Consider the following 23,421-nt stretch of genomic DNA (forward strand, 5'->3'; position numbering starts at 1 on the left):
CCAAGTCTATTAAAAAACCATTAATTCTGCCGTAGGCTCAGGTTTGTTTGAATCGGTCGGCGTGCTATGGCTAGATACATGGAGGAAGGTCCTGAACTGTGTCATTGAGGTGGGATTGAAGAGCTATCAGCGATTGCTGAAACGCGAGACTCCGTCCGGCCCCCAAGAGATTCCTAAGACTTTCGCGCGGATGCGACATCGTCAATTGAGGTTAAACCGATCAAGCATCTTCTTGAGTTGCAAGTTTTGGGTAAGGATCCGTTCAGCGAGCAGCCTTTTGAGGCGCTTGTTTTCTGCTTCGAGAGTGGCCAATTCATCGCGAGAAATCGGGCGTTCTACATTCTCACGCCCGTCCAATGACAACCGCTCGGGTAGCTTTCGCGAAATGCGCTGTTTGGAGTTTGTTCGGGTGTGGGAGACCGGTGGCGTCTCCTGCAACTTGTCAGTAGCGTCGACTGCGGAATGACTTGAATTATGCAGCCCCGAGAACGCGTTTTCCGAACCTTGGGCCGGTGTCACGGCTTCTGGCCCAAGCCCGATATTCTCTTTGTCTGCAATGAGAAACTCTGCATTCGGGCTGGCCGGCGGACCGTAGGCTACGTTAGGGGATACTGGCTCTTCCGTTAAGTTGAACAAATGCGGAGCCATCTCTTCCACTTCGCGGGTCAAAGCCTTAAGGTCCGTGTTTCCCCAGACTGAATTCGTTCGTTCCTTTGATCGCCGCCGTACTTGCTTGAATTCGACAATAAACCTCCGTGGTGGTGTTTTCATATGTATCTCGCAAGCAATCCACGACTCATCAGCGCCAAAACGCGCCACGACATTCCTTTACCATTCGGCCAAATACCGCCATTTCGGACTCGACGCAAGTGGCCGTAAGGCTAGGCACGCCGTCCCTTTCGGAAGCCGGCAGGGCGCCTTACCACAGCCTTGAGAGGCTACTCTTGAGCTAATCCAGCCCAAGTCTCTTGCGCAGTTCGGCGTTTTCCGCACGCAGTTTGTCCGACAAAAGGTTGCGAAGCCTCAAGTTTTCCTTTTCGAGTTGAATGAGATCGGCAAGGTCATCGCCGGCCACCACAGACGCCTCAGGTTTTCGATCGGCAGGCTTAGCAGATTTCTTCCACACGTAGTAGGTTTGCTCCGATATGCCGGCGCTCTTGATCGCGTCCTTTAGGGTGCTATTGCCTTGAGCCACTTCGGCCTCGATCAGATTGAGCTTGTCAGCTCTTTCTGTCTCGCTATATCTCTTAGGCTTAGCAGTCGTCTTTGATTCCGCAACTTGTCCGGCAGCCGTTCTTTGACGCCGCGACGAACTCTTCCTTTTGCCAGCTGGTGCTTTCGTTTCGGCAACCGCCTCAGCCGCGGCCACTGGTCCTGTGTTACTCTCGTCAGCCACTGTGATTTCCTCCCCTAGCTCACTTGTATGATTTGAACTTAACGAGCTACAGAGTCAATGCAAGCGTCCCATGGCGATGTCACTTACGGTTGATTTCATTCCGAGAGCGTAGCCGCGTTCGACTCAGAAATGGGCGAATTCATGCTTACCAGTCGTGTTCGCCGAGAGACTTGAGCAGCTTCACGATTCGACAGCGCACATTGGGATTGCCGACACGGGAGAACGCCCGGATGAGCTCGACCCCTTCGTCGCTTGCAGCGAACTCAATCACTTCGGGCGGGATATAGGCCTGATTAGGGGCGCCCTGCCCTATCGACTGAGTGTCGTCAGGCATGTCCTCAAAAAAATAAGAAGGGTGCACTTCCAGTGCATCAGATATCTGCTGAAGTCGGCCCGCACCCACGCGGTTCGAGCCCTTTTCATATTTTTGCACCTGCTGAAACGTCACCCCGATAGCTTCTCCGAGGGCCGCTTGGGGCATATTCTGCCATCGTCGCCTCTGGCGAATTCGACGGCCGACGTAAATATCCACAGCGTTCGCTTTGGCTCTTTTCTTCTCAGGGGCAATACTCAGCACACTTACTCCTGGTGAAGGATCGTTTCACCTAATGATTTACTGGGATCTGCTATATCGAATATGGCCTTTGTCGAGGGCACCCGTTTGATACAGCTCAACTCCAAAGTGAGCAACTCAATTGAGGCATCTCCGTGTCCGCAGTCTCGGGTTCTTTTCTTAGAATCAGGAGGCAATGGAAGAGCACTGAGTCACGATCTTCAGAGCCGAGTATCGAAGATGGCTGGGAACGGGCTGTCGGCGGAGGCTGCTGCGAGGCGGTTGGATTGGCGTTCCGACCGCAATTGGCTGGATTGGGAGCGTCCGGAAGGGCAACTTGCGAGTGACTTGTAGCATGGCGGACAGTAGAACCTCGCCTTAATGCCCATGCGCGGTTTGATCGAGGTATCGAAGGATATCACGCTGAATGAGATGGTCTCCCGGCTGCTAAAGCTGAAGAGCTAATGCTGCGCATAGGCCGAAAATGGTTGGAGCGTGGCATGCGGGGCGTACGCTCGGGCCGTGCGAGCCCTTCTGGTCGGCCGCAACCCGCAGCCAAACTGCTCGACCCTGAGCCGACCGTGCAGTTGCGGGCTCAAGGGTGGCGAGTTGCGCCGTCGGCTTTAGAGGCATGTAGGCAATTGAGATGATGATAGAGCATGCGCCGAAGTTTCGGATTGAAATTCAACGCGAGACGCCTCCTGTAGAAATATCTCGCGCATCCAGAGACTGGCCGGATCACTGCTGTGAGGCGCGGGCCACTGGACAGCCTCGGTGAACGCGGGAAAAATGGGTTGCGGAAGTTCGGTGATCCGCAGGGGAATGGCTTTTGCGAAGTGCATCGCCAGTCGTAACGGGAGGGTCGCTATGCGGTCAGTGCCCGACAAAAAAGGCGGGATCATGGTAAAACCCGGCACGGCGACTTCGACCCGTCTTCGCAGTCCGTGCTCGCGCAATAGCCATTCCTCCACGGAAGGCCGCTGCTTCCCGAATTGGGCCGCAACATGCCCCATTGATACATAGTTGTCGATGGAGAGCTGCGGCGGTAGCTTCTGGTTCGTTGGGCAACTCACGCACACGAATCTCTCATCGAACAGCTTCGCTCTGGGATGCGTGTGCGACATGAACATTTCTGGTAGGATCAGGAAATCGACATCACCACGCCGGAGAAGCTCATCTGGCTCATCGGAAAACGGCAGCAACTCGAAACTGACGGCGGGCGCTTCCCGCGCCACTCTCACCACAACCCTTTCGAAAAACATTAGCGTCATGAAGTCGGAAAGAATGATCCTGAAACTGCGATCTGACTGCGCTGGGTTGAACGGATCCCATGAAATGATGGAGAGATGGATGTGCAGCAGGGCTTCGCGGACTGCGGGTGCGAGCGCTTCTGCTCGCGGAGTTGGTACAAGTTCGCGACCATTCATGGTAAATAGCTCGTCGCGGAAATAGGTCCGAAGCCGGGTGATGGCTGCGCTCATCGCCGGCTGGCTCAGGTTGATGCTGCGTGCAGCGGCCGTGAGTTTGCGTTCGGTCATCAGTGCGTCGAGCGCAACGAGGAGATTGAGATCAAGGCCCTTAAAACGCATGTTCTGGCGAATCCACAGTGCGGATGGTTGTCATCCGAACGATCAATTATGCAAATCGTTAGAGAGCGCTTAATTAATCTGAAGTCAAGTGCATTCACGGCTCATGCCGTCGCCCGCCCTCTTACATGCGCCTCCTGAAGATCAGGCTTTGTGGCAAGACGGCCGACCGCTCCTGCCATTTCGTCTTTTCGACCGTAGGGTCGAGCCGGAGCGAAACCGTCAACGCCCACCGCAACAGCCTTGCCACTAACAATGCAGGGGCTTCGGCGCCGCCTTTTCGCCGTTCCTCGCGGGCCCGCCGCCAGACGGGACGGCAAGCAGCGCTTCAAGCGCAAAGCTGATCTGTCGGTAAAAAAGCCGGAATGGAGCCGCGTGCAAGCGGCTGGGGCTGCGAGAAACCGCTCAAAGAAAAAGAAGCCGGACGGGTCGCAGACGCCGGGCGAGCTGCCCGTCGAGAAAGGTCGTCTCGAAATGCGCGCGCGAAGAAAGGCGGATTTTTCGGCCTACCTCGTCGCGAGGTATGCGTTGCGCAGGAGAACGATCGTGCCGGGCCCACGGAGGAGAACACGCATCTACGATTGGGTCGACGCAGAGGGCGGTATCCATCGCATGTCGTCAGACTCGTCCGCGGCCGCCGGTGCAACGCTTGCCGATGGTGCCACCACGTCCTCTCTCCAGATACCGTAATGCGTGCGAAGGTGCCGGACTGCGCAAAGGACACGCTATCCCTATAGGCCCGTACGCCTCGAATCTGGCATTTCATTTCTCGATTCGTCTGCGACGCGGATGATATCGTCCTCGCCCAGGTAGGCACCAGTTTGAATCTCGACCAACTCCAGCATGATCTTGCCAGGGTTCCCCAAGCGATGTATCGCCCCCTCGGGGATGTAGATTGACTGGTTCTCGTGCAGGATCGTTACTCGATCCTCGATTGCCACTTCTGCGGTGCCCTTCACGCAGATCCAGTGCTCTGATCGATGAAAATGCTTGTGGAGAGAAAGCATCTTCCCAGGGCGTACGAACAACCGCCTTACTTGGAAGCGATCGCCGTTAAGCATAGTGGTGTAGCCGCCCCATGGCCGTATCAAAGTTGGGTGCAATTCCGTAAGACGTGCCGTATTTTCGTCCGCGGCGAGGCGCTTCACCAAGTTTCCGATCTCATGGGCCTCCTCCAGTCGCCCGACGAAGACTGCGTCCTCGCTAGCGATGACTGCAACTCCATCCATCCCCTGTACAGCGAGATGCGCGGTATGCGACAACACAAGCGAATTCTTCGTGTTGCAGGCCGTAACATTGCCCTTGAGCACGTTACCATCAGCATTCTGCTCCTCATTCTTCCACACAGCATCCCAACTACCGAGATCCGACCAAGCAAAATCCGAGCAGACCACGGCGGCGTTTGCGGTTTTCTCCATCAGTGCATAGTCGATCGAGATGGATGGCGCTTGGCTGAAACTCTCCGGGGCAAGTCGTATAAAATCGGCGTCGACCGTTGAGCCCCTGACCGCGGCGTGCACCGCCGACAACACGTCGGGTGCATGCTCCTCAAGTTCGGCGATAATGCTGGCCGCCTGGAAAAGGAACATCCCAGAGTTCCAATAGTAATTGCCGGTCTCCAAAAGAGCCGCCGCCTTTTCGAGACTTGGTTTCTCGACAAAACATTGAACCGCATGGACGTCCTTGCCAAGGTAAGTGCCACGTTCGATGTATCCGTATCCCGTTGCTGGCCAAGTGGGTTGAATACCGAACGTCACGAGCTTGCCCTCCGCTGCGGCGATGCAGGCGGAGCGCACGCATTTCTTGTAAGTATCGTCTACCGTAATCGCGTGGTCCGACGGCAGCACAAGCAATAGCGCGTCCTCACCAAACCGATCAGCCACGATCCGGGCGGCGACGGCTACTGCGGCTGCCGTGTTGCGCGGCACCGGCTCAAGTACTATGCTGGAAAGCGTGACCCCAAGCTCGCGCGCCTGTTCGGCAACCAGGAAGCGAAATTCCTCATTGGTGATGACGAGTGGTGCTCCATAAACTTTGGCATCGGAAACGCGCTTAAGCGTGTCTTGAAAGAGCGTTTCCTCGCCGATTAGCTTTAGAAACTGTTTTGCGGCAGTTGCGCGTGACAGAGGCCAGAGCCTTGTGCCCCTACCCCCTGCCATGATAGCTGGGATAATCTTTGGAAGCATGGTGTCATTTTTGATTGCGTTTGATGGAAGCTTCATAACAGTGTGGCGAGAGCGAAGCAATCTCATTAGTGGATGCGAATTCATTCGGCTTGCCCCGGTGGCGTCGACTACCTGCTGAACGCTGCCCGGCAAAAAAAGGCTAGTTAATGGGTCCCAAATTCGGCACAAGTGGTCTCCGCGGGTTGGCAACAGAACTCGTGGGTAGTGTGTCGGCGCTCTATGCTACAGCCTTTTCGAGGATGCTCTTCGACAGAGGACGGGTCGCGCGAGGGGCGACCGTATTGGTCGGTCGCGACTTCCGCGATTCAAGTTCGGAAATCGCCGCTATCTGCATGGCAGCGCTCGCCCGGGCGGGAATGGTGCCGGTCGACTGCGGAGGGCTGCCGACACCAGCGCTTGCATTGTACGGCCGAAAACTCGGTGCAGCATCACTCATGATCACAGGCTCGCATATTCCGGCCGACCGAAACGGCATTAAGTTCTATCTGCCTGACGGTGAGATCAACAAGGCCGACGAGCAGGCGATTACGGCGTTGGCGGAGCAGCTTTCAGCCGATGCAGATGCAACCAGGGTTGAGTGTGGCCGCGGCGCCGACCACTCCAGCGAAGCAACTGACTTCTATATCCAACGTTACGAAACGCTGCTTCCCAAATCGGGCCTTCAGGGGCTAAAGATCGGCTTATATCAGCACAGCAGCGTTGCCCGCGATATTTTGACCACCATCTTGGAAGGTCATGGCGCAAATGTCGTACCGGTAGGCCGATCTGAGGTCTTCATCCCTGTTGACACGGAAGCTATTTCGGCGGCGACATGTAAGATGCTCGCTGCCTGGGCGAAGGAGTTCGCCTTTGACGCCATTGTATCGTCGGACGCAGATGCCGATCGGCCCCTGCTAACGGATGAAACGGGAACTCCATTGCGCGGTGATCTGCTCGGTCTAATTTGCGCAAGGCTGCTGGAGGCCAAGCTTATTGCTACGCCAATAACCAGCAACTCCGGGATCGAGGCGGCGAGTGGCGTCGAGGTGGTGCGTACCCGCGTTGGCTCACCTTACGTCATTGCAGCCATGACTGAGGCGGTTGCGCGTGGCAAGCAGCGGGTGATGGGCTTCGAGGCCAACGGTGGCGTCATGCTAGGTTCGAACTTCTCGTTCGGAGGCGCGTCGCTTCCCGCCTTGCCGACCCGGGACTGCGTCCTTCCCATCATTGCAGCGCTCCACATGGCAGTAGAGGCCAAAACTCCCCTCTCGGGGATCGTCGCGATGCATCGTTTGCCAGTCGCTTTGTCCGGCCGGATCGAGAACTATCCATTCGATAGGAGCGACGCCCTAGTGGCATTCTTGAAAGCGTCAAAAGCTAATGTTTCCCATTTATTCAGCCGGATCGGTCGCGTGACGGGCACGGACGACGTGGATGGCCTGCGCCTGACATTTGAAGGCGGCCGTATCCTGCACATCCGCCCTTCAGGAAACGCGCCTGAACTGCGTTGCTACGTCGAGGCAGACGACCCAGATGCTGCCGAACACTTGCTGGCTCAGGGACTGGCGGTCCTTAACAGTTGAATGGGTGTAAGTTAGGCTTTGCTGATATGCAGATCTGTTACCGCTAGCGTCGCCGATGAGCGAGCTGTTCTATGCTGTGTCGGCAGTCCAGGAATTGGCATCAGCTCTTCTCTTCCTGGTGTGAACCGATGGTTCGCCACCTAACGTGAAGATAAGCCCTGAAAGACACGTCCCCTTTATATCCAATATGTGGATGGTTGCCATTCAAAATATGAATTTTACTGATGTTGCCGAACTCCATTAGGAAGCTCTGAATTGATCGGAAATCCGTAGAAGACACTAAGTCAGAGCGGCGGCACTAAGGACGGGCAGCATTGTACAATCGATATGTCCTCTCTCGGAGACGTACTGGTTTCGGTGACTGTCTGTGGTCGCTGGCGGCCGCTTGGCGCTACGCCCAACGGACGGCGCGAACGTTAGCCGTTGACTGGCGCGGGTCCTGCTACCTTGATCAGCCCTTCACAAACGCCTTTCCGGTGTTTTTTGAACCAATCAAGGATATCGCAGGTGTCCCTTTTATTTGCGATAACCAGATCAACGAGTTTTCCTTCCCAGGACCATTCTTCCCAAATTGGTGGAATAAACCTGCGATTGAATGTGTTTACCGCCCAGATGCTCAGGTTTTTCGAGAGCGAGACGAACTCGATGAACTTTTCCAGGCCCAAGATGATGTCGAGGCCAACACGGTAGTGTGTGATGCGTGTTTGATGTGGCGCTGCGACGAGGAGGCAGAGCGGCAGATTTTCTGCAGTGTCAAGCCTCGGGCTGAAATTCAGGCTCGCATAGACGCTATCTATCAGGAGCACTTCTATGGGTACAGTGCGATCGGGGTTCATGTTCGGCATGGTAACGGCGAAGACGTTATGGACCATGCACCCTACTGGGCCGATCCGGACCTTGCCGTGCATCAAGTGTGCACTGCCATTAATGCTGCCAAAGCGTTGCCCCACCCGAAGCCTGTGCGGGTGATTTTGTGCACCGATAGCGCGCGGGTATTGGACCAGGTGTCGAGTAGGTTCCCCGATCTTCTCACGATCCCGAAAAGTTTCCGAGCGGATCAGTCTGGCCCATTACACAGCGCAGATCTCGGGGTTGAGGGCGGAATTTCCGCCCTCGTCGAGATGTATCTTCTTGGGCTTTGCGACACCGTCATTCGGTTTCCTCCGACAAGCGCCTTTACACGTTACGCACGCCTTTCTGTCCCAAGGGTTATTGAGTTTGATCTGAACGATCCTAGTCGCCTGGTCGTGATCGAAAGATCTTCAACAAATACCGCCTCTTGAATGAAAATCGTCACCTCAATTCTAGGCGTGGAGAAGAGCAGTCATGGAGAAACTTGGGCGCGCTCCAAGGGACACGAGCGCCTCATGCCCAGTTGTCCCGGCCCGCACGTCTCCGGCAATACTGCTTTGAAAACCGCAATGCCTCCATGGGCCCGCTCTGTCGCCGAAGCACGACGATTTCCTTCACACCAGCCGCCCTAGCGCACGCCCTCTCCCGCAGGAATATCACTGGAGATTCGACAAAGTGACAGACCGGAAAGTAGCTTTAATATCTGGTGTAACGGGTCAGGATGGGGCTTATCTTGCTGAACTACTGTTGGACGAAGGCTATATTGTTCACGGCATAAAGCGTCGTTCGTCATCATTCAACACTCAACGGATAGAGCACATTTATCAAGAACGTCACGATCCTGAAGCGAGATTTTTTCTCCACTATGGGGATATGACGGATTCGACCAATTTGCTGCGCATTGTTCAGCAAACCCAGCCGCATGAGATCTACAACCTTGCAGCGCAAAGCCATGTTCAGGTAAGCTTCGAAACCCCCGAGTACACTGCAAACGCCGATGCAATTGGTACATTGCGCATGCTGGAAGCTATTCGGATTCTTGGGCTGATCCATCGGACTCGCTTTTATCAGGCATCGACTTCAGAGCTATATGGGCTGGCTCAAGAGATCCCCCAAAACGAAAAGACGCCATTCTACCCGCGTTCACCCTACGCGGCCGCAAAGCTGTACGCGTACTGGATTGTCGTAAATTATAGAGAGGCTTACGGCATGCATGCCTCCAACGGTATTCTTTTCAACCACGAAAGTCCGCTTCGTGGGGAGACGTTCGTGACTCGGAAGATCACCCGGGCTGCGGCGGCAATCAGTCTAGGTAAACAAGAGGTCCTTTATCTTGGAAATCTAGATGCTCAACGTGACTGGGGACATGCCCGTGAGTATGTGCGGGGCATGTGGATGATGTGTCAGCAGGATAGACCAGGCGACTATGTCCTGGCTACCGGGGTGACAACATCGGTTCGCACGTTCGTCGAATGGGCCTTCGAGGAAACCGGAATGACGATTGAATGGGTGGGAGAAGGCATTGAAGAAAGGGGCATAGACGCCGCGACAGGCAAATGCGTCGTTGCGGTGGATCCGCGCTATTTCAGGCCCACCGAAGTAGATTTACTTTTAGGCGATGCCACCAAGGCCCGCCAGGTTTTGGGCTGGAGGCACGAGACAAGTGTGAGAGATCTTGCTTGCGAAATGGTAAGGGAAGATCTCTCTTATTTGAGGGGCACCCGACAGTAAGAGGCGAGATGCCGATGTATTTGCTAGACGGAAAGCGTATTTGGGTCGCAGGACACAAAGGTATGGTCGGCAGCGCCATAATTCGATCGCTTGCCTCCGAGGATTGCGAAGTCATCGTTGCAGATAGGCAAAAGCTGGATCTGACGCGGCAAGAGGAAGTTGAGAAATTTCTATCAAAGGAAAAGCCGCATGCGGTCATAATGGCGGCAGCGAAGGTGGGTGGGATCCTGGCAAATGATACTATGCCCGCTGACTTCATCTATCAAAACCTTATCATGGAGGCTAATGTCATTGAGGCCTCCTTCCGCAGTGGCGTTGAAAAGCTTCTTTTCCTTGGATCGAGTTGCATATATCCGAAGTATGCGGCGCAGCCCATAAGGGAAGAGGCTCTATTGACCGGACCACTTGAGCCGACCAACGAGTGGTATGCGATCGCCAAAATCGCCGGCATTAAGTTGTGTCAAGCGTATCGTAAGCAATACGGCGCAAACTTCATATCAGTCATGCCGACAAATCTCTATGGCCCACGCGATAAGTTCGATCTTACCTCCAGCCACGTCGTCCCTGCCTTAATACGCAAAGCACATGAGGCAAAGATTAGAGACCTTGGGTGCTTGTCTATATGGGGAAGCGGCACACCTACTCGAGACTTTTTGTACAGTGAAGACTGTGCCGACGCCCTGGTCTTCCTACTTAAGCATTATTCCGAAACGGAACACATTAACATAGGCTCCGGGGGGGAAATAACTATCATTGAACTAGCCCACATCGTCTGCCGTGTTGTTGGTTTTAAAGGCGATATAGTCTTCGACACATCCAAGCCGGACGGAACGCCACGAAAGCTTTTATCTAGCGAAAGACTCGTGTCGATGGGTTGGCGCCCGAAGACCTCGCTCGAGTTGGGACTGGCCAAATCCTATGAATGGTTTGTCAGCAATGTGGCTGATAATTAAGGCGGGTCGCGACTCTGGCATTGACACTGGTTTGCAAAGACGCCCCACGGCGCCGCTCCCTCCCACACCACCGGCCTGCGGGTCACGGGCGAGTCGCTTGTGCGTTCCGCAAACGTCTGGCCGCCCGGTCTCTTCCGCGATCACCCCTACCCGCTCATCAACGGCGTCGACGAGTTCGCGGTTCGTCGGCGCAAGATTTGTGCCGCCTGAAGATGCAGCATCGTAATCGACGGCGGACGGGCGGCCGTGACAATATTCCGCCTGCCTGAACGCCTGCACCGATGCACTCGGAGCCGACTACAGCGCCGGTACGGGTGATCAGGCTCGCATTGGCAGGTAGAAACAGGGCCTGCTCGACCGCCGGTGTTCCCAGTGGATAGGCGCCGCCGGCCCCAGGACAAGTGCCGGTCTTCGCCGTGAAATTGACCGGAGCAGCGATGACCTACACTGTCTGCCAGTGGCGCACCGGTATCGCGCGATACCGCACTCGAAAAAACGCTCATCCATTCCTTCACGATCGCAGCCTCGGTAATCCTCCCCGTTTTAACGGGGTTTGACTGTAGAATTCACGCGGCCATTTTCAGTTTCTGGGCGGGTGTGACGCCGCCAATGCCCATGTTGGGGCGTTCATGATTGTAAGTCCAAAGCCACTCTGTGGCGATCTCCTGCACCTCCGTTATGCTGTCAAAAATATAGAGATCAAGCCATTCATGCCGAACGGTTCGATTGTAGCGTTCGACATAGGCGTTCTGTTGCGGCTTGCCTGGCTGAATGTAATTCAGGGCTATTCCCCGTGTTTCGGCCCATTCCATGAGCGTGCCGCTGACGTATTCCGGGCCGTTATCAACCCTGATCGCCAGCGGCTTGCCCCGCCATTCGATGATCTGGTTGAGACTGCGCACAACCCGTTCGGCGGGTAGCGAGAAGTCGACCTCAATGCCCAAGCCCTCGCGGTTGAAGTCGTCCAACACGTTCAGCAGCCTGAATTGCCGACCGTCTGCGAGACGGTCGGCCATGAAATCCATCGACCAGACCATGTTCGGCGCATCCGGCACCGCCAGTTCATCCGGCTTCTCGCGCTTCAGCCGCCGACGAGGCTTGATCCGCAGATTCAGCTCAAGCTCCCGGTAGATGCGGTAGACCCGCTTGTGGTTCCAGCGATGCCCCTGAACATTGCGCAGGTGGAGGAAGCAGAGGCCAAAACCCCACGTCTTCTTTACCTTCACAAGCCCAAGCAACAGGTCGGCGATCTGCTCGTTGTCGGCATTGCGTTGCGGGCTATACCGGTAACAGCTTTCGCTGACGCCAAACGTCCGGCATGCCAGCGCGACACTCACACCGCGTTGCGCCACTGCTTTCTCGGCCAGCTCCCGGCGCTGAGATGGCCGCGTCATTTTTTTCCAAGAGCCTCCTTTAGCAGATCGGCTTGCATGCTCAAATCGGCATACATCCGTTTCAGGCGGCGGTTCTCTTCTTCCAGCGCCTTCATCTGGCTCATCATGGAAGCGTCCATCCCGCCATACTTCGCACGCCACTTGTAAAACGAGGCGGTGCTGATGCCATGTTCGCGGCACAGGTCGGGAACAGGCATCCCGCCCTCCGCCTGGCGCAATACCGCCATGATCTGGGCTTCGCTAAATCGGCTCTTCTTCATCAAAATCTCCTCGAGCATCTTGCCGAGAAAATTCTACTTTTGAAGCCCCTTATTCGCGGGGAGGATTACCCCTCGTTCTGTCTTAAACATCACTGATAACTCCTCAAATTGAGAACCGCGACGTTCTGACTGCAGAACCGCCTGTGGCTGAATCATACTCGGCTGTGAATCGACCGTATAGATTTATGTCATTGAAAAAATGGATTTCAATAAAGCGAGACTATGTGAAACTCTGGTGAAAATACATCTGATTTAGCTCTTCCGGTGGACCGCTTTTCCGCTCGGATCACGGTTGTATTTGTATCCAGCAGCAACACTTGCGTGGGCCGGTGCCGTCCCTGAAAAGGGCGTCGCGCGCGCAACTGAGAGGGCGAGTTCGAGCTTTGCCAATAGTCGCGGTTTCTTACAAAAAACACGGCCACGACCCGTCCAGTGACCCATACGCGAGTTTCTCCACGCTGCGTGGGGCTCCGCGACTTTCGTTGAAGGTGCACCGATCGCTTTTAGAAGCGGCATCGAGTGATCACCGTGGACATCACCTGCAATGACTGAACGAACGAAACGCGGCGCTTATGCTCGCACAGCAATCGCTGTGTGCCGCCTTGTGCCTCACTATGTTTGGGGGTCGAGTCGGGCGATATCACCTCAGGCTTACCTCGAATCAACAGCTGGAAAATACCGGATCCTGACGGACCGATGGTAGCAAAGGTCTTGAGAAAGGAGCATTTCAATGAGCGCGCGCAGGACGGTCGAAGAGTGGATTCGACGATTCAATAAGGGTGATGCGATCGCTTTGGCTGAGCTGTACCACGAAAATGCAATGAGCCTCTGGCCGATGCAGCGCCCCGTGATAGGACGCGCGGCAATCCAAAAGATTTTTCGACCAAATCGCGCTATTGCGGAGAGGATATGCGCTCCGGAGTTCATCTACGAAGAAGATGACCGCGTAATAATTGAGTGGTGGGATATGTTTGCATGGCAGGGATGTGGTGTATTCATAATGCGCGGTAGTCGAATCGCCTTTAGCTACTGGGATATAGTCTCATCCGACGCTTTCAGCAAAGAATTCGGCAGGACGAATCAGTATACTCGAAAAACAGATTCGCATCGGATAATTCTCGGGGATAAAAACGCGCGCCGGTCGATAACGTCTTTGGCCGCCGCCGTACCTTCGTGGATTGTACGTTTTATTCGGGGGCCCGACTGCATTTCAGCAGCATCCAACGCCCGCAAAACCGACGATGGTGCTAAATGACGAGCGGCAGCGGCCCCGGGTCGGACGCAATGCACCGCGAGAAAAATTTCCCCGTTGCGTCGTGGATTATCCATCCGCGGCACCGAGCGCTGATTCTTGCCTTCTACCGATTCGTCCGCATGGCCGATGACATTGCCGATCACGCCACGCTCGCGGCAGACGAGAAGCTTCTGTACCTCGACATCCTGGAGGCCGAGCTGCTCGGCAAGGGCGAAACGCGAGCAGAAGCTGTACACCTACGCACTGCGCTTGACCGGCGCGGCATGCCGCCGCGTCATGCACTCGATCTGCTCACCGCCTTCCGAACGGACGTGACTAAGCAGCGTTACGAGAACTGGGACGAGGTGATCGATTATTGCCAATACTCGGCGATGCCGGTCGGCCGATTTGTGCTCGACGTCCACGGCGAAAGTGCCGCGACTTGGCCGGCATCGGATGTGTTGTGCGCGGGACTGCAGGTCTGTAACCACCTGCAGGATTGCGGCAAGGATTTCCGCAATCTCAATCGCGTCTATATTCCGCGCGATGCGCTTTTAGCCAGCGGCGCCTCCATCGAAGAGCTGGGCGCCGCAAAATCCTCGTTGCAGATGCTACAATGCCTGCGCTCTCTCGCAGCGAAGGCCGAGGTGCTGCTCAACGGGGGCGGAGCGCTGGTGTCGCAGGTGAAGGACTTTCGCCTCGGGTTCGAGGTCTCCGTCATACTGTCTTTTGCCGATAAGATCGTGTCGATGCTGAAGATGCGCGATCCTCTAAGGGAGCGCGTGCATCTGTCGCCGCTTGAGCTGCTGCTCCATGGCGTCGGCGCAATGGCAAACGAAGCCGCGCGCCGTGCGTTCGGCCGCGGTACGCGATTCAAGACGACTGTCGACGTATGAGGGCGGAGGCGGCGGCCCACGCGAACCACCGCTCTACGGCCCTTGGCAGCTCGTTCTATCTGGGAATGCGTACCCTCCCGCCGGTGCAGCGCGAGGCGATATTCCAGATCTACAGCTTCTGCCGCCAGGTCGACGACATCACCGACTCCGACGAACCGCGCGAGCACCGCCTTGCTGCGCTTCAGCAATGGCGCGATCACATTGACGCGCTCTACCAAGGTGTACCGCCGCCGCGGCTAAAGGACTATCTCGCCTCGGTAACGACCTTCGGGCTGAAGCGAGAGGATTTCCTAGCCGTTGTCGCCGGCATGGAAATGGACGTGCTACAAGACATCCGCGCGCCCAAAATGGCAACCCTGGATCTCTATTGCGACCGTGTCGCCAGCGCCGTGGGAAGGATGTCGGTGCGTGTGTTCGGCTTGAGCGAGGAGGATGGCATTGCACTTGCGCATCACCTCGGTCGTGCGCTGCAACTCACCAACATCCTGCGCGACATCGACGAGGATGCTGGGCTGGGTCGGCTCTATATACCACGCGAAAGCCTCGATCACGCCGGTATCACCAGCAGCGACCCACATAAAGTCATCGCCGACAAGGCGCTGCCCAAGGCGTGCGCACCGCTGGCCCAACGCGCGATGATGCATTTTGCCGAATCCGACGAGATCATGAATTGCAACCCGCGCAGAATAGTACGCGCCCCCACCATCATGTCCAAATGTTACCGCGCGATCTTGGACCTGCTGCTGATAAGGGGTTTTGCGGCTCCCCGGGAACCGGTGCGTGTAACCAATCTCACAAAGCTCGCCATTCTCTTCCGTTACGCCTTGATGTGATGCCAAAAAATGTTCACATTATCGGCGCCGGGATCTCCGGCCTTTCCGCGGCCGTGCAGTTGAGCAATGCAGGTTTGCCGGTGCATGTCTATGAAGCGACGCAACAGGCCGGCGGTCGATGCCGCTCCTTTTTCGATTCCGCAACCAATCTCACCATCGACAACGGCAACCATCTGGTTCTATCGGGCAACCAATATGTGCGCAACTACGCCCGTGCGATCGGAACGGAATCCGGTCTTGTCGGTCCGACGAGTGCCAAGTTTCCCTTCGTCGACATCTCCACCGTACAGCGCTGGCAGGTCGATCTCGGCGGCGGCAGGCTTCCGACCTGGGTGTTCGACAAGGCGCGTCGCGTCCCCGACACCAGGCTGTGGGACTACCTGAAGCTCGCGCCAATCCTATGGGCCGGCGCGGATGAACTGGTCGGAAACACTATACCCTGCAATGGTACGCTGTACCGGCGTCTGGTGCGGCCGCTGCTGCTCGCCGCCCTGAATTGCGATCCGCCGGAGGGCTCGGCAGGGCTTGCCGGTGCCATCGTACGGGAAACGCTGCTCGCGGGCGGCGAGGCTTGCCGTCCGCTAGTCGCGCGCGACGGACTGAGCGCCGTTCTGGTCGAGCCGGCGGTCAAGCTCCTGGAGAGGCGGGGCGCCACCGTCCGCCTCAGCCATAAACTGCGCAAGCTTGCCAAATCGGGCGAGATCATCAGCGAACTTGATTTCGGTGACGACAAGATAGCGGTCGGCCCCGACGACGCCGTGATCCTCGCCGTGCCGCCACGGGCGGCCGCGACGCTCCTGCCCGGCCTGAAAACCCCGACCGAATTCCGCGCCGTCGTTAATGCCCATTTTCGCTTCGATCCGCCAGCCGGTGCGGATCCGATCCTGGGTGTGGTCGGCGGGCTCGTGGAGTGGCTGTTCGCCTATCCGCAGCGGTTTTCAGTCACCATTAGCAATGGCGACCGCCTGCTTGACATTCCGCGTGAGGAGCTCGTGCGAGCGATCTGGCGCGACGTGTGCGAGGCCGGTGGGATCTCAGGCGAGCTGCCGCCGTGGCAGATCGTGTGTGAGCGCCGGGCCACATTCGAGGCCACCCCGGAGCAGAACGCGCTACGTCCAGGGCCCGTGACCGGTTGCAAAAACCTGTTCCTTGCTGGCGACTGGACCGCTACCGGTTTGCCGGCAACCATCGAGGGATCGGTGCGGTCGGGTAACCGTGCCGCCGATCTGGCTCTTTCAGACAAACACTCGATTGGTAAATCCACACGGTTTTGCACGCTGCCGAACACGCAGGAAGTCAGTGAATAAGCATTCCGGAAATCGCACTGCCATCGATCCCGCCGCGCTGGAAATGAGCATCGCCTCAGCCACTGAGGCGCTGCTCGCTTATCGTCATGCCGACGGCCACTGGGTGTTCGAGCTGGAAGCGGATTCCACCATCCCTTCCGAATACATCCTGCTACGTCATTACCTGGCCGAGCCCATTGACGTCGTGCTCGAAGCCAAAATCGGAAATTATCTGCGCCGCACTCAAGGCGCGCACGGCGGCTGGCCGCTGGTGCATGACGGGCCCTTCGATATGAGCGCAAGCGTGAAGTCTTACTTCGCGCTCAAGATGATCGGGGATTCCGTCGACGCGGCTCATATGGTGAAGGCGCGCGAGGCGATCCGCGCGCGCGGCGGCGCCGCCAACAGCAATGTACTCACGCGCTTCCTGCTCGCGCTCTATGGCGTAGTTAGCTGGCGCGCGGTGCCGGTTCTGCCAATCGAGATCGTGCTACTGCCAATCTGGTCGCCGTTCCACCTCTACAAGATCTCCTACTGGGCGCGCACCACTATTGTGCCGCTGATGGTTCTTGCAGTGCTGAAGCCGCGTGCGAAGAATCCTAAGGGCGTCGGCATCGAAGAACTGTTCCTTCAGGATACCAAGAGCGTAGGCATGAACCCGAAGGCGCCGCACCAGAGCTGGGGCTGGTTCTTGCTGTTCCGCGGCATCGACGGCATCCTGCGGGTTATTGAGCCGCATCTTCCGAAGAAACTTCGTGAGCGCGCGATCGCGAGTGCGCTCGCCTTCACTGAAGAGCGGCTCAACGGTGAAGATGGCATGGGCGCGATCTATCCGTCGATGGCCAATATCGTGATGATGTATGACGCGCTCGGTAAAGACGATCATTTTCCGCCGCGCGCGATAGCACGTCGCGCTATTGACAAGCTCTTGGTGATCGGCGAGGAAGAGGCCTATTGCCAGCCCTGCCTGTCGCCGGTCTGGGACACCGCGCTGACGTGCCACGCACTTCAGGAGGTGGGCGGCGCTAACGCCCTAGCGAAAGCGAAGCAGGGCCTAGACTGGCTGAAGCCGCGGCAGGTACTGGACGTGAAGGGCGACTGGGCAGTGAAGGCGCCCAACATCAGGCCCGGCGGCTGGCCGTTTCAATACAACAACGCGCACTATCCCGATCTCGATGACACTGCAGTGGTGGTCATGGCCATGGACCGCGCGCAGCGGCACGCCGGCAGCAAGGAATACGCCACCGCGATCGCACGTGGCCGGGAATGGATCGAAGGCATGCAAAGCCGGGATGGCGGCTGGGCCGCCTTCGACGTCAACAATCTCGAATACTACCTGAATAACCTCCCATTCGCGGACCATGGCGCGCTGCTCGACCCGCCGACCGAAGACGTTACCGCGCGGTGCGTCTCGATGTTGGCCCAGGTCGGCGAATTCACCCAAAGCAGCAAGGCAGTCGCCGAGGGGATTGCATATTTGCGCCGCACCCAACACGCGGAAGGATCATGGTACGGCCGCTGGGGCCTGAACTACATCTACGGTACCTGGTCGGTGTTGTGCGCGCTGAATGCCGCAGGGATCGATCACCAGGACCCCATGATAAGGAAGGCGGTGGAATGGCTAGTATCCATCCAGAGTTGGGACGGCGGTTGGGGCGAGGATGCAATCAGCTACCGACTCGACTATAGCGGATATGAGCAGGCGCCTTCCACGTCCTCCCAAACGGCGTGGGCCTTGCTTGGACTGATGGCGGCCGGCGAGGTGGAGCATCCGGCCGTCGCACGCGGGGTGAACTACCTAAAAAACACACAAACCGAGAACGGTCTGTGGGATGAGCAGCGCTACACCGCCACGGGTTTTCCGCGCGTGTTTTATTTGCGATATCACGGCTACTCCAAGTTCTTTCCGCTCTGGGCATTAGCACGGTACCGGAACTTGAGGAGCACGAACGTTTGATGAGAAGAGTTTGGCCGTTGGGAGAACTCGTGAGGGTGAATGTCGACTCGATTGCATTAAAGTTTTCACCTGCGCCCATTTGCCTGACTTTATGGAGGTGACGAAGCTCTTTGTTGTTGACGAAGAAGTTCCAGGCCTGACTGATTTATCGATGATTTCGCCGCCGACGCAGATGGTGAAGTCGTTCTCGCACAGATACCCAGATGTTCTCGGCTGGATTGATGTGCATAGGAATGCAGAAGCGCCGGGTCGTGTATCACGGCCGATGGCACCCAACTCTCCTGAACCAGGAGGCATTTCATGCCGGTCTTCGCTGCAACCGCAGCGACCCTCCGCGTGTGGTTCGACTGCACACCAGCTATTGAAATGAGGGTGTCGGCATAGGTGGCAATCGCGTCGGGGACTATACTCGAGCTTGCAGAGCTTGTTTCCACTAAATGTTGTTCATGAATGCTTCAATGCGAAGGTGGTGGCTGGCACTCGAAGGGCAGCGACTACACGCCTGAGCCGTTCAGGGTCGACATCAGCACCTAATTCGATCCTTGAAATCTCGGCGCATGTCAGACCGCATGTTAATGCGAGGTCGTCGACGCTATATCCGACCGCTTCGCGAGATCGCCGAACCGCATCACCTATATCGACGTGGTCCCTACGGGCGTCGTTTGGGCCCACGTTGTGGATTAAATTTTTCATGAGATGGACTCCTTCTATCGTGCGCAGCGAGCGCGCGTTCCCGCTTGAAGGGAACCTGTGACCATAATGGTGGATCAGGCAAGCCTACCATTGTTGCAGTGCAATATAGGTCAAATGTTGACGATGCAAAGTGGCACTTAGCAGAGTGGCGCCAGCGTCCACGGCGAGTGCGATGACATGGCAGCGAGAACCCCGAGATGAACTGATGCCTTGAGGAAGCTAAAGCGTCAAACACCCGGCGCTTGATGGGATCAATCGCACGCGGTGTCGGGCTGTCCTTCGCTGCACCCTTCCGTTCAGCGGTGAGTTCAACTATCGTTCTGCCGCCTCGCCATTTGGTCTTGTGACACGTCTAGCCGGCCCATCCGCGCTGCGGCGGCGATTTCGCGACGCAGCACGCGATGCTCCAAGTCATGATGGCAGCGCTGGTGCCAGATCAACGCGACTTCGTATGGCTTCAGCTCCACGGGTGGATCTACAATAGCGAGCGGCAGCATAGTCGCCACCCGAGTTGCAACTCGGTTCGGTATCATCAGCACTAGGTCAGTCATCGCCACTACAACTGCCGCAGTCAGCACGTTGGAGACCACTATCGGACCGGGTAGTCCGAACCTGACCAGCCCATCATAGACTTGACCCAGGCCCTCGTTGGAATCCGAGGCAATAGAGGCGTGACGCAGCGCCGCGAAGGTTCCGACGCTCCACTCCTGCTCTAATGCAGGGTGGTCGTGGCGAAGCAGGCAAGTGAAGCGGTCCGCATAGAGACCGCGCCGCAAGTAGCCTGGAGGAGCGGCACCGATCTGCCCGATCGCAAAGTCAATCTCACCTTGCTCGAGACGCCGTAGAGCGCCGTCCAAAAGTGGCTCGGTGACGATGTCAACATGAGGCACACGCTCACCTAAACGCGGCAATAGATATGGCAGCAGAACTAGCGATTGGTGATCGGGCATTGCCATAGTTACCTTCGACCGCAAATCCCTTAAGCCGGAACTGCAGCTCACCAGTTCGCGGATAGCATTCAATACCGACGGCAGCATTTGCGCCAAGTGTTCGGCCTGCGGTGTTGGGACTAGGCCACTCGAGCCGCGTACCAAGAGATCGTCATTGAACATGTCACGCAGCCTTGATAGGGCTCTACTCATTGCCGGTTGGCTCCTACCGACATGTTGAGCAGCATGCGTGATGTTTCGATACTGCAACAAGGCCTCGAGCTCCACTAGCAGGTTTAGGTCGACCGACGCCAGATTCGGTATACGCCGTTGACGTGCAGCGTCACTGCCATCGACGATCAGGGCCGTACGCGGATTCTTCCAAGCGGGCTGATCCATGGATGTATTCTCCTCGTAAGTGGTGTTTGTGGGCCACAAGATGGCGCCCGCGATAAACTGAGCTTCAACGGAGCCGATGAGATGCCTTACCTGACGATGCAGTGTCTCGAGAAGTGTCTTCCGAACTCAAGCCGGAGCAGGTCTCCTCAAAAAACGCTTGGCGGGTTCGGCGTTGCGCTGCCGTTGTAAAGCAAAGAACAGCTATGTTGCCCCGCTCGTCGCCGAAGCGGCCAATGGATCGACCGAGCTTTGCTTTCAAAAAAGTGCCTCATGAATCTGCCAGTTGCGCCAATTCAGCACCCTCGGCGGCGGCGCCTGTCGATTTCCGTCGCACCGAGCTAAACCAAGCGAGGGCTTGTGATGTACTGGAGAGCACGCACGTGCGGGTGAGCACCCGAGATTGCGCTGCCTGCGGCTATAGCTGGGGTGCCGTTGCACAAGCCGAGAATTCAGATCGCCGCGAATGTGACCCCACTTGAATTCGCTCATGAGCCTGCCTCAATGCATCCGCGGACGGATTGCCAATCATATCTGCGTGGCCGGTGTCTGACTGTCCACTCTGCCTCCAACCTGTACGAGTTTCTTAATCGAATTTCGCGAGAATGGAAAAATCGAGTTTTTGCATAGCTATCATCCATACCGTGGATGAACATGTAACATGCTCAATCAGTCGGGCTTGGGCATAAGGTGTTCGTCTATAGCCCCCGTCGCGAGTCGAACGTGAACGCCTGGAAGGAAGCCTCCCGCGAGCTTACGAACGTGTGCTTGTTGCTGGTCGCTATCACCAAAGGCGATACCTCCCCTTCTCCACCATTCCCTCAAGACCGGGCTTGATCTGCAGCAGCCGGTGTCAGCGACTTTCCGGTCTATAGTCCCGATCGCATCTTCATCGGCGTCATTGGCAGCCTGCAGGGGCCAAAAAATCGCGGCGAGGAACAGTCACAGCGCCTTAACGTCCGGACTCAATTAGACCCACCAAATGATTGTTGCGGCGAGCTCGACAGCCGCCATGAAGTTTCGCGCGAGCTTGTCGTAGCGTGTTGCGATGCGCCGCCAATCCTTGAGCCTGCAGAACATGCGTTCCACCAGGTTTCGCCGTTTGTAGACGCTTCTGTCGAAGGGATGGATGCGTCTGCGCGTGGGGTTGTTCGGAATAACCGGGACGGTTCCGCGCGCGAGGAGGAATTGGCGCAACCCGTCTGCGTCATAGGCGGTGTCGGCCGCACAGGACTGCGATGGCGGTAACGCCGTCAGCAAGGGGATTGCGACACGCACATCGCCCCGCTGGCCTGGCGTCACGTCGAGCGCGATGGCTCGTCCGAGGCTGTCGCAGACCGCGTGGATTTTCGTGCTTCTGCCCCCACGGGACCGCCCGATCGCCTGCGTCTCCGCCCCCCTTTTCCACCGGCCGCCGCGCGATGGGCCTTGGCGGTGGTCGAATCGATGGCGTGAAAGTCGTCGTCCGGGGAGATCGACCGCAGAGCCTCGAACAGATTGCGCCAGACCTTGCGCCGCGACCAGCGGTTCCAGCGATTGTAGACGGTGGTGTAGGGACCGTAGAGCGCCGGGCAATCCCGCCAGCGGCAGCCGGATTTCAGGACATGAATGATGCCGCTGAGAACGCGCCGGTCGTCCACCCGGCGCGCGCCGGGTTGGTTCTTCGGCAAGCAAGGCTCAATCACTGCCCACTGTTCGTCACTGAGCCAGAACTCGTTCGCCATGATTCACTCCTCCGCGTCTCGAAGAGAGAATCACGTTTCGGCGCAGATTCATAGCTCTGATTGAGTACAGACCTTAGAGGCTGCCTCAAAAAGAAGTGGGTGATTTCAATGGGTTGTGATTCCTTCGGATTTGCAAAGATTCGATGGAGCTCACGATGTCCTGGACCGAAATCACCCGTCGGCAATATGCCCGGCGCACGCCTCGTTATGCAAGTGATATGACGGATCGAGAATGGGGGCTGGTCCAGCCTTTTCTGCCAGCGCCCCGGCGGCTGGGTCGTCCTCGGACCACAGATTGCCGAGAGGTATTGAACGCTCTGCTTTACATCGCCTCGACGGGTTGCCAGTGGCGGATGCTGCCGAAGGATTTCCCACCCTGTTCAACCGTTCAGCGTTATTTTTACGAATGGAGGGCGATAGGGTTGTGGACGCGGATCAATCATCATCTCGTGATGGAAGCGCGCCAACTGGAGGGTAAGGAGGCCAGCCCAACGGCAGGCGTCGTTGACAGTCAGAGCGTGAAAACCACCGAAAGCGGCGGTATCCGGGGTTATGATGCCGGCAAGAAGATCAAGGGGCGCAAGCGCCACATCATTGTCGACACGCTGGGGCTGATGGTCGGTCTCATGGTCCACTGCGCCGACATTCAAGACCGGGACGGTGCTCCAGACCTCTTGAAATCCATCCGCCATAGATGGCCGTGGTTGCTGCATGTTTTTGCCGATGGCGGTTATGCTGGCGACAAACTGAAGAGGCGGCTGAAGAAAATCGGGCGCTGGACTCTGGAGATCATCAAGCGCACCGACAAGGCAAAGGGCTTTGAGGTTCTGCCGCGCCGATGGGTCGTGGAACGCACTTTCGCGTGGCTTGGCAGATGCCGTAGACTGGCGAAGGACTTTGAGAAATCAGTCGCTTCAGCCGAGGCGTGGATCATGATCGCCCACATTCGCCTCGTCACCCGACGCCTTGCAAGGTATTGCTACCATTGAGTTCTTTTCGA

19 protein-coding genes and 1 pseudogene are annotated in these 23,421 nt (G+C 57.0%); 10 read left to right on the forward strand and 10 right to left on the reverse strand.

Annotated elements, in window-relative coordinates:
• Nucleotides 1–201: 201 nt before the first annotated feature.
• The 5 genes from SS05631_RS28125 to SS05631_RS28155 all read right to left on the reverse strand — a co-directional run bounded on the left by SS05631_RS28125 (nt 202) and on the right by SS05631_RS28155 (nt 5,721).
• Nucleotides 202–771, reverse strand: coding sequence for a hypothetical protein (locus SS05631_RS28125; protein ID WP_064240030.1), 570 nt, complete (start codon nt 769–771; stop codon nt 202–204).
• A gap of 178 nt (nt 772–949) precedes the next feature.
• On the reverse strand, nt 950–1,396 hold the full coding sequence (locus tag SS05631_RS28130) for a transposase (RefSeq protein WP_014857606.1): 447 nt from the start codon (nt 1,394–1,396) through the stop codon (nt 950–952).
• A 145-nt stretch (nt 1,397–1,541) separates the two neighbouring features.
• Entirely contained in the window at nt 1,542–1,973 is a 432-nt protein-coding gene (locus tag SS05631_RS28135; RefSeq protein ID WP_015633385.1) for a helix-turn-helix transcriptional regulator, read from the reverse strand.
• Between the two features lie 599 nt (nt 1,974–2,572).
• Entirely contained in the window at nt 2,573–3,538 is a 966-nt protein-coding gene (gene nodD1 / locus SS05631_RS28140; RefSeq protein WP_014857603.1) for a transcriptional regulator NodD1, read from the reverse strand.
• Nucleotides 3,539–4,266: 728 nt separating this feature from the next.
• Nucleotides 4,267–5,721: a mannose-1-phosphate guanylyltransferase/mannose-6-phosphate isomerase gene (locus SS05631_RS28155; RefSeq protein ID WP_050988434.1), complete on the reverse strand. Its 1,455-nt coding sequence runs from the start codon at nt 5,719–5,721 to the stop codon at nt 4,267–4,269.
• 146 nt (nt 5,722–5,867) lie between these two features.
• Here SS05631_RS28155 and SS05631_RS28160 point away from each other — a divergent pair, with 146 nt between their 5' ends.
• The 4 genes from SS05631_RS28160 (at nt 5,868) to SS05631_RS28175 (ending at nt 10,819) form a co-directional block, all read left to right on the forward strand.
• Nucleotides 5,868–7,283 carry a phosphomannomutase gene (locus tag SS05631_RS28160; protein WP_034859288.1) on the forward strand — a complete coding sequence of 472 codons (1,416 nt, stop codon included), beginning with the start codon at nt 5,868–5,870 and terminating at the stop codon, nt 7,281–7,283.
• A gap of 314 nt (nt 7,284–7,597) precedes the next feature.
• Nucleotides 7,598–8,566, forward strand: a complete 969-nt coding sequence (gene nodZ, locus SS05631_RS28165; RefSeq protein WP_037427231.1) for a nodulation protein NodZ — start codon at nt 7,598–7,600, stop codon at nt 8,564–8,566.
• A gap of 244 nt (nt 8,567–8,810) precedes the next feature.
• Complete coding sequence (gmd, locus tag SS05631_RS28170; RefSeq protein ID WP_014857595.1) at nt 8,811–9,866, forward strand: GDP-mannose 4,6-dehydratase; 1,056 nt, start codon at nt 8,811–8,813, stop codon at nt 9,864–9,866.
• 14 nt (nt 9,867–9,880) lie between these two features.
• Complete coding sequence (locus SS05631_RS28175) at nt 9,881–10,819, forward strand: GDP-L-fucose synthase (RefSeq protein ID WP_034859283.1); 939 nt, start codon at nt 9,881–9,883, stop codon at nt 10,817–10,819.
• A 566-nt stretch (nt 10,820–11,385) separates the two neighbouring features.
• Here the strand turns inward: SS05631_RS28175 and SS05631_RS28185 are convergent.
• Nucleotides 11,386–12,473 (reverse strand): IS3 family transposase gene (locus SS05631_RS28185; protein WP_095678167.1). Its coding sequence is split into 2 segments (ribosomal slippage): nt 11,386–12,212 and nt 12,212–12,473, totalling 1,089 coding nucleotides; the frame shifts between segments, so codons are not numbered across the junction.
• A 730-nt stretch (nt 12,474–13,203) separates the two neighbouring features.
• Here SS05631_RS28185 and SS05631_RS28190 point away from each other — a divergent pair.
• The 5 genes from SS05631_RS28190 to shc are packed head-to-tail and all read left to right on the forward strand — an operon-like array spanning nt 13,204 to nt 18,679.
• The gene (locus SS05631_RS28190) at nt 13,204–13,728 is read left to right on the forward strand and encodes a nuclear transport factor 2 family protein (protein WP_066001778.1); all 525 of its coding nucleotides are present in this window, start codon (nt 13,204–13,206) and stop codon (nt 13,726–13,728) included.
• A complete protein-coding gene (gene hpnC / locus SS05631_RS28195) occupies nt 13,725–14,603 on the forward strand; it encodes a squalene synthase HpnC (RefSeq protein ID WP_037427452.1) in 879 nt (292 codons plus the stop codon). Before SS05631_RS28190 ends, hpnC begins: the two co-directional genes overlap by 4 nt.
• A complete protein-coding gene (hpnD, locus tag SS05631_RS28200) occupies nt 14,600–15,436 on the forward strand; it encodes a presqualene diphosphate synthase HpnD (protein WP_037427455.1) in 837 nt (278 codons plus the stop codon). Before hpnC ends, hpnD begins: the two co-directional genes overlap by 4 nt.
• Nucleotides 15,436–16,743, forward strand: coding sequence for a hydroxysqualene dehydroxylase HpnE (gene hpnE, locus SS05631_RS28205; RefSeq protein WP_014857589.1), 1,308 nt, complete (start codon nt 15,436–15,438; stop codon nt 16,741–16,743). Before hpnD ends, hpnE begins: the two co-directional genes overlap by 1 nt.
• Before the next feature lie 43 nt (nt 16,744–16,786).
• Nucleotides 16,787–18,679 carry a squalene--hopene cyclase gene (gene shc, locus SS05631_RS28210; RefSeq protein WP_050988448.1) on the forward strand — a complete coding sequence of 631 codons (1,893 nt, stop codon included), beginning with the start codon at nt 16,787–16,789 and terminating at the stop codon, nt 18,677–18,679.
• Nucleotides 18,680–18,945: 266 nt separating this feature from the next.
• On the opposite strand, the pseudogene SS05631_RS28215 reads toward shc, so the two are convergent.
• The 4 genes and pseudogenes from SS05631_RS28215 to SS05631_RS28240 all read right to left on the reverse strand — a co-directional run.
• Nucleotides 18,946–19,117: pseudogene (locus SS05631_RS28215) on the reverse strand (aminocyclopropane-1-carboxylate deaminase/D-cysteine desulfhydrase family protein); the annotation flags it as partial.
• A gap of 6 nt (nt 19,118–19,123) precedes the next feature.
• On the reverse strand, nt 19,124–19,372 hold the full coding sequence (locus SS05631_RS28220; protein ID WP_078070602.1) for a helix-turn-helix domain-containing protein: 249 nt from the start codon (nt 19,370–19,372) through the stop codon (nt 19,124–19,126).
• Nucleotides 19,373–19,680: 308 nt separating this feature from the next.
• A complete protein-coding gene (locus SS05631_RS28230) occupies nt 19,681–20,700 on the reverse strand; it encodes a LysR family transcriptional regulator (RefSeq protein WP_037427458.1) in 1,020 nt (339 codons plus the stop codon).
• A gap of 966 nt (nt 20,701–21,666) precedes the next feature.
• Nucleotides 21,667–22,421 (reverse strand): IS5 family transposase gene (locus tag SS05631_RS28240; protein WP_234894259.1). Its coding sequence is split into 2 segments (ribosomal slippage): nt 21,667–22,085 and nt 22,085–22,421, totalling 756 coding nucleotides; the frame shifts between segments, so codons are not numbered across the junction.
• A 155-nt stretch (nt 22,422–22,576) separates the two neighbouring features.
• Here SS05631_RS28240 and SS05631_RS28245 point away from each other — a divergent pair.
• Complete coding sequence (locus SS05631_RS28245) at nt 22,577–23,410, forward strand: IS5 family transposase (protein WP_095678047.1); 834 nt, start codon at nt 22,577–22,579, stop codon at nt 23,408–23,410.
• Nucleotides 23,411–23,421 lie beyond the last annotated feature (11 nt).

Origin of the sequence: Sinorhizobium sp. CCBAU 05631 (assembly GCF_002288505.1) — a bacterium.
Taxonomy (GTDB): domain Bacteria; phylum Pseudomonadota; class Alphaproteobacteria; order Rhizobiales; family Rhizobiaceae; genus Sinorhizobium; species Sinorhizobium fredii_C.

What these genes read in the sequence shown, in the direction of transcription:
- SS05631_RS28175 (WP_034859283.1), top strand. Translation starts at nt 9,881, where the DNA reads ATGTATTTGCTAGACGGAAAGCGTATTTGGGTCGCAGGACACAAAGGT.
- SS05631_RS28230 (WP_037427458.1), bottom strand. Translation starts at nt 20,700, where the DNA reads ATGGATCAGCCCGCTTGGAAGAATCCGCGTACGGCCCTGATCGTCGAT.
- hpnE (WP_014857589.1), top strand. Translation starts at nt 15,436, where the DNA reads ATGCCAAAAAATGTTCACATTATCGGCGCCGGGATCTCCGGCCTTTCC.
- SS05631_RS28125 (WP_064240030.1), bottom strand. Translation starts at nt 771, where the DNA reads ATGAAAACACCACCACGGAGGTTTATTGTCGAATTCAAGCAAGTACGG.
- hpnD (WP_037427455.1), top strand. Translation starts at nt 14,600, where the DNA reads ATGAGGGCGGAGGCGGCGGCCCACGCGAACCACCGCTCTACGGCCCTT.
- hpnC (WP_037427452.1), top strand. Translation starts at nt 13,725, where the DNA reads ATGACGAGCGGCAGCGGCCCCGGGTCGGACGCAATGCACCGCGAGAAA.
- nodD1 (WP_014857603.1), bottom strand. Translation starts at nt 3,538, where the DNA reads ATGCGTTTTAAGGGCCTTGATCTCAATCTCCTCGTTGCGCTCGACGCA.
- SS05631_RS28190 (WP_066001778.1), top strand. Translation starts at nt 13,204, where the DNA reads ATGAGCGCGCGCAGGACGGTCGAAGAGTGGATTCGACGATTCAATAAG.
- SS05631_RS28220 (WP_078070602.1), bottom strand. Translation starts at nt 19,372, where the DNA reads ATGAAAAATTTAATCCACAACGTGGGCCCAAACGACGCCCGTAGGGAC.
- SS05631_RS28155 (WP_050988434.1), bottom strand. Translation starts at nt 5,721, where the DNA reads ATGCTTCCAAAGATTATCCCAGCTATCATGGCAGGGGGTAGGGGCACA.
- shc (WP_050988448.1), top strand. Translation starts at nt 16,787, where the DNA reads ATGAGCATCGCCTCAGCCACTGAGGCGCTGCTCGCTTATCGTCATGCC.
- SS05631_RS28160 (WP_034859288.1), top strand. Translation starts at nt 5,868, where the DNA reads ATGGGTCCCAAATTCGGCACAAGTGGTCTCCGCGGGTTGGCAACAGAA.
- SS05631_RS28245 (WP_095678047.1), top strand. Translation starts at nt 22,577, where the DNA reads ATGTCCTGGACCGAAATCACCCGTCGGCAATATGCCCGGCGCACGCCT.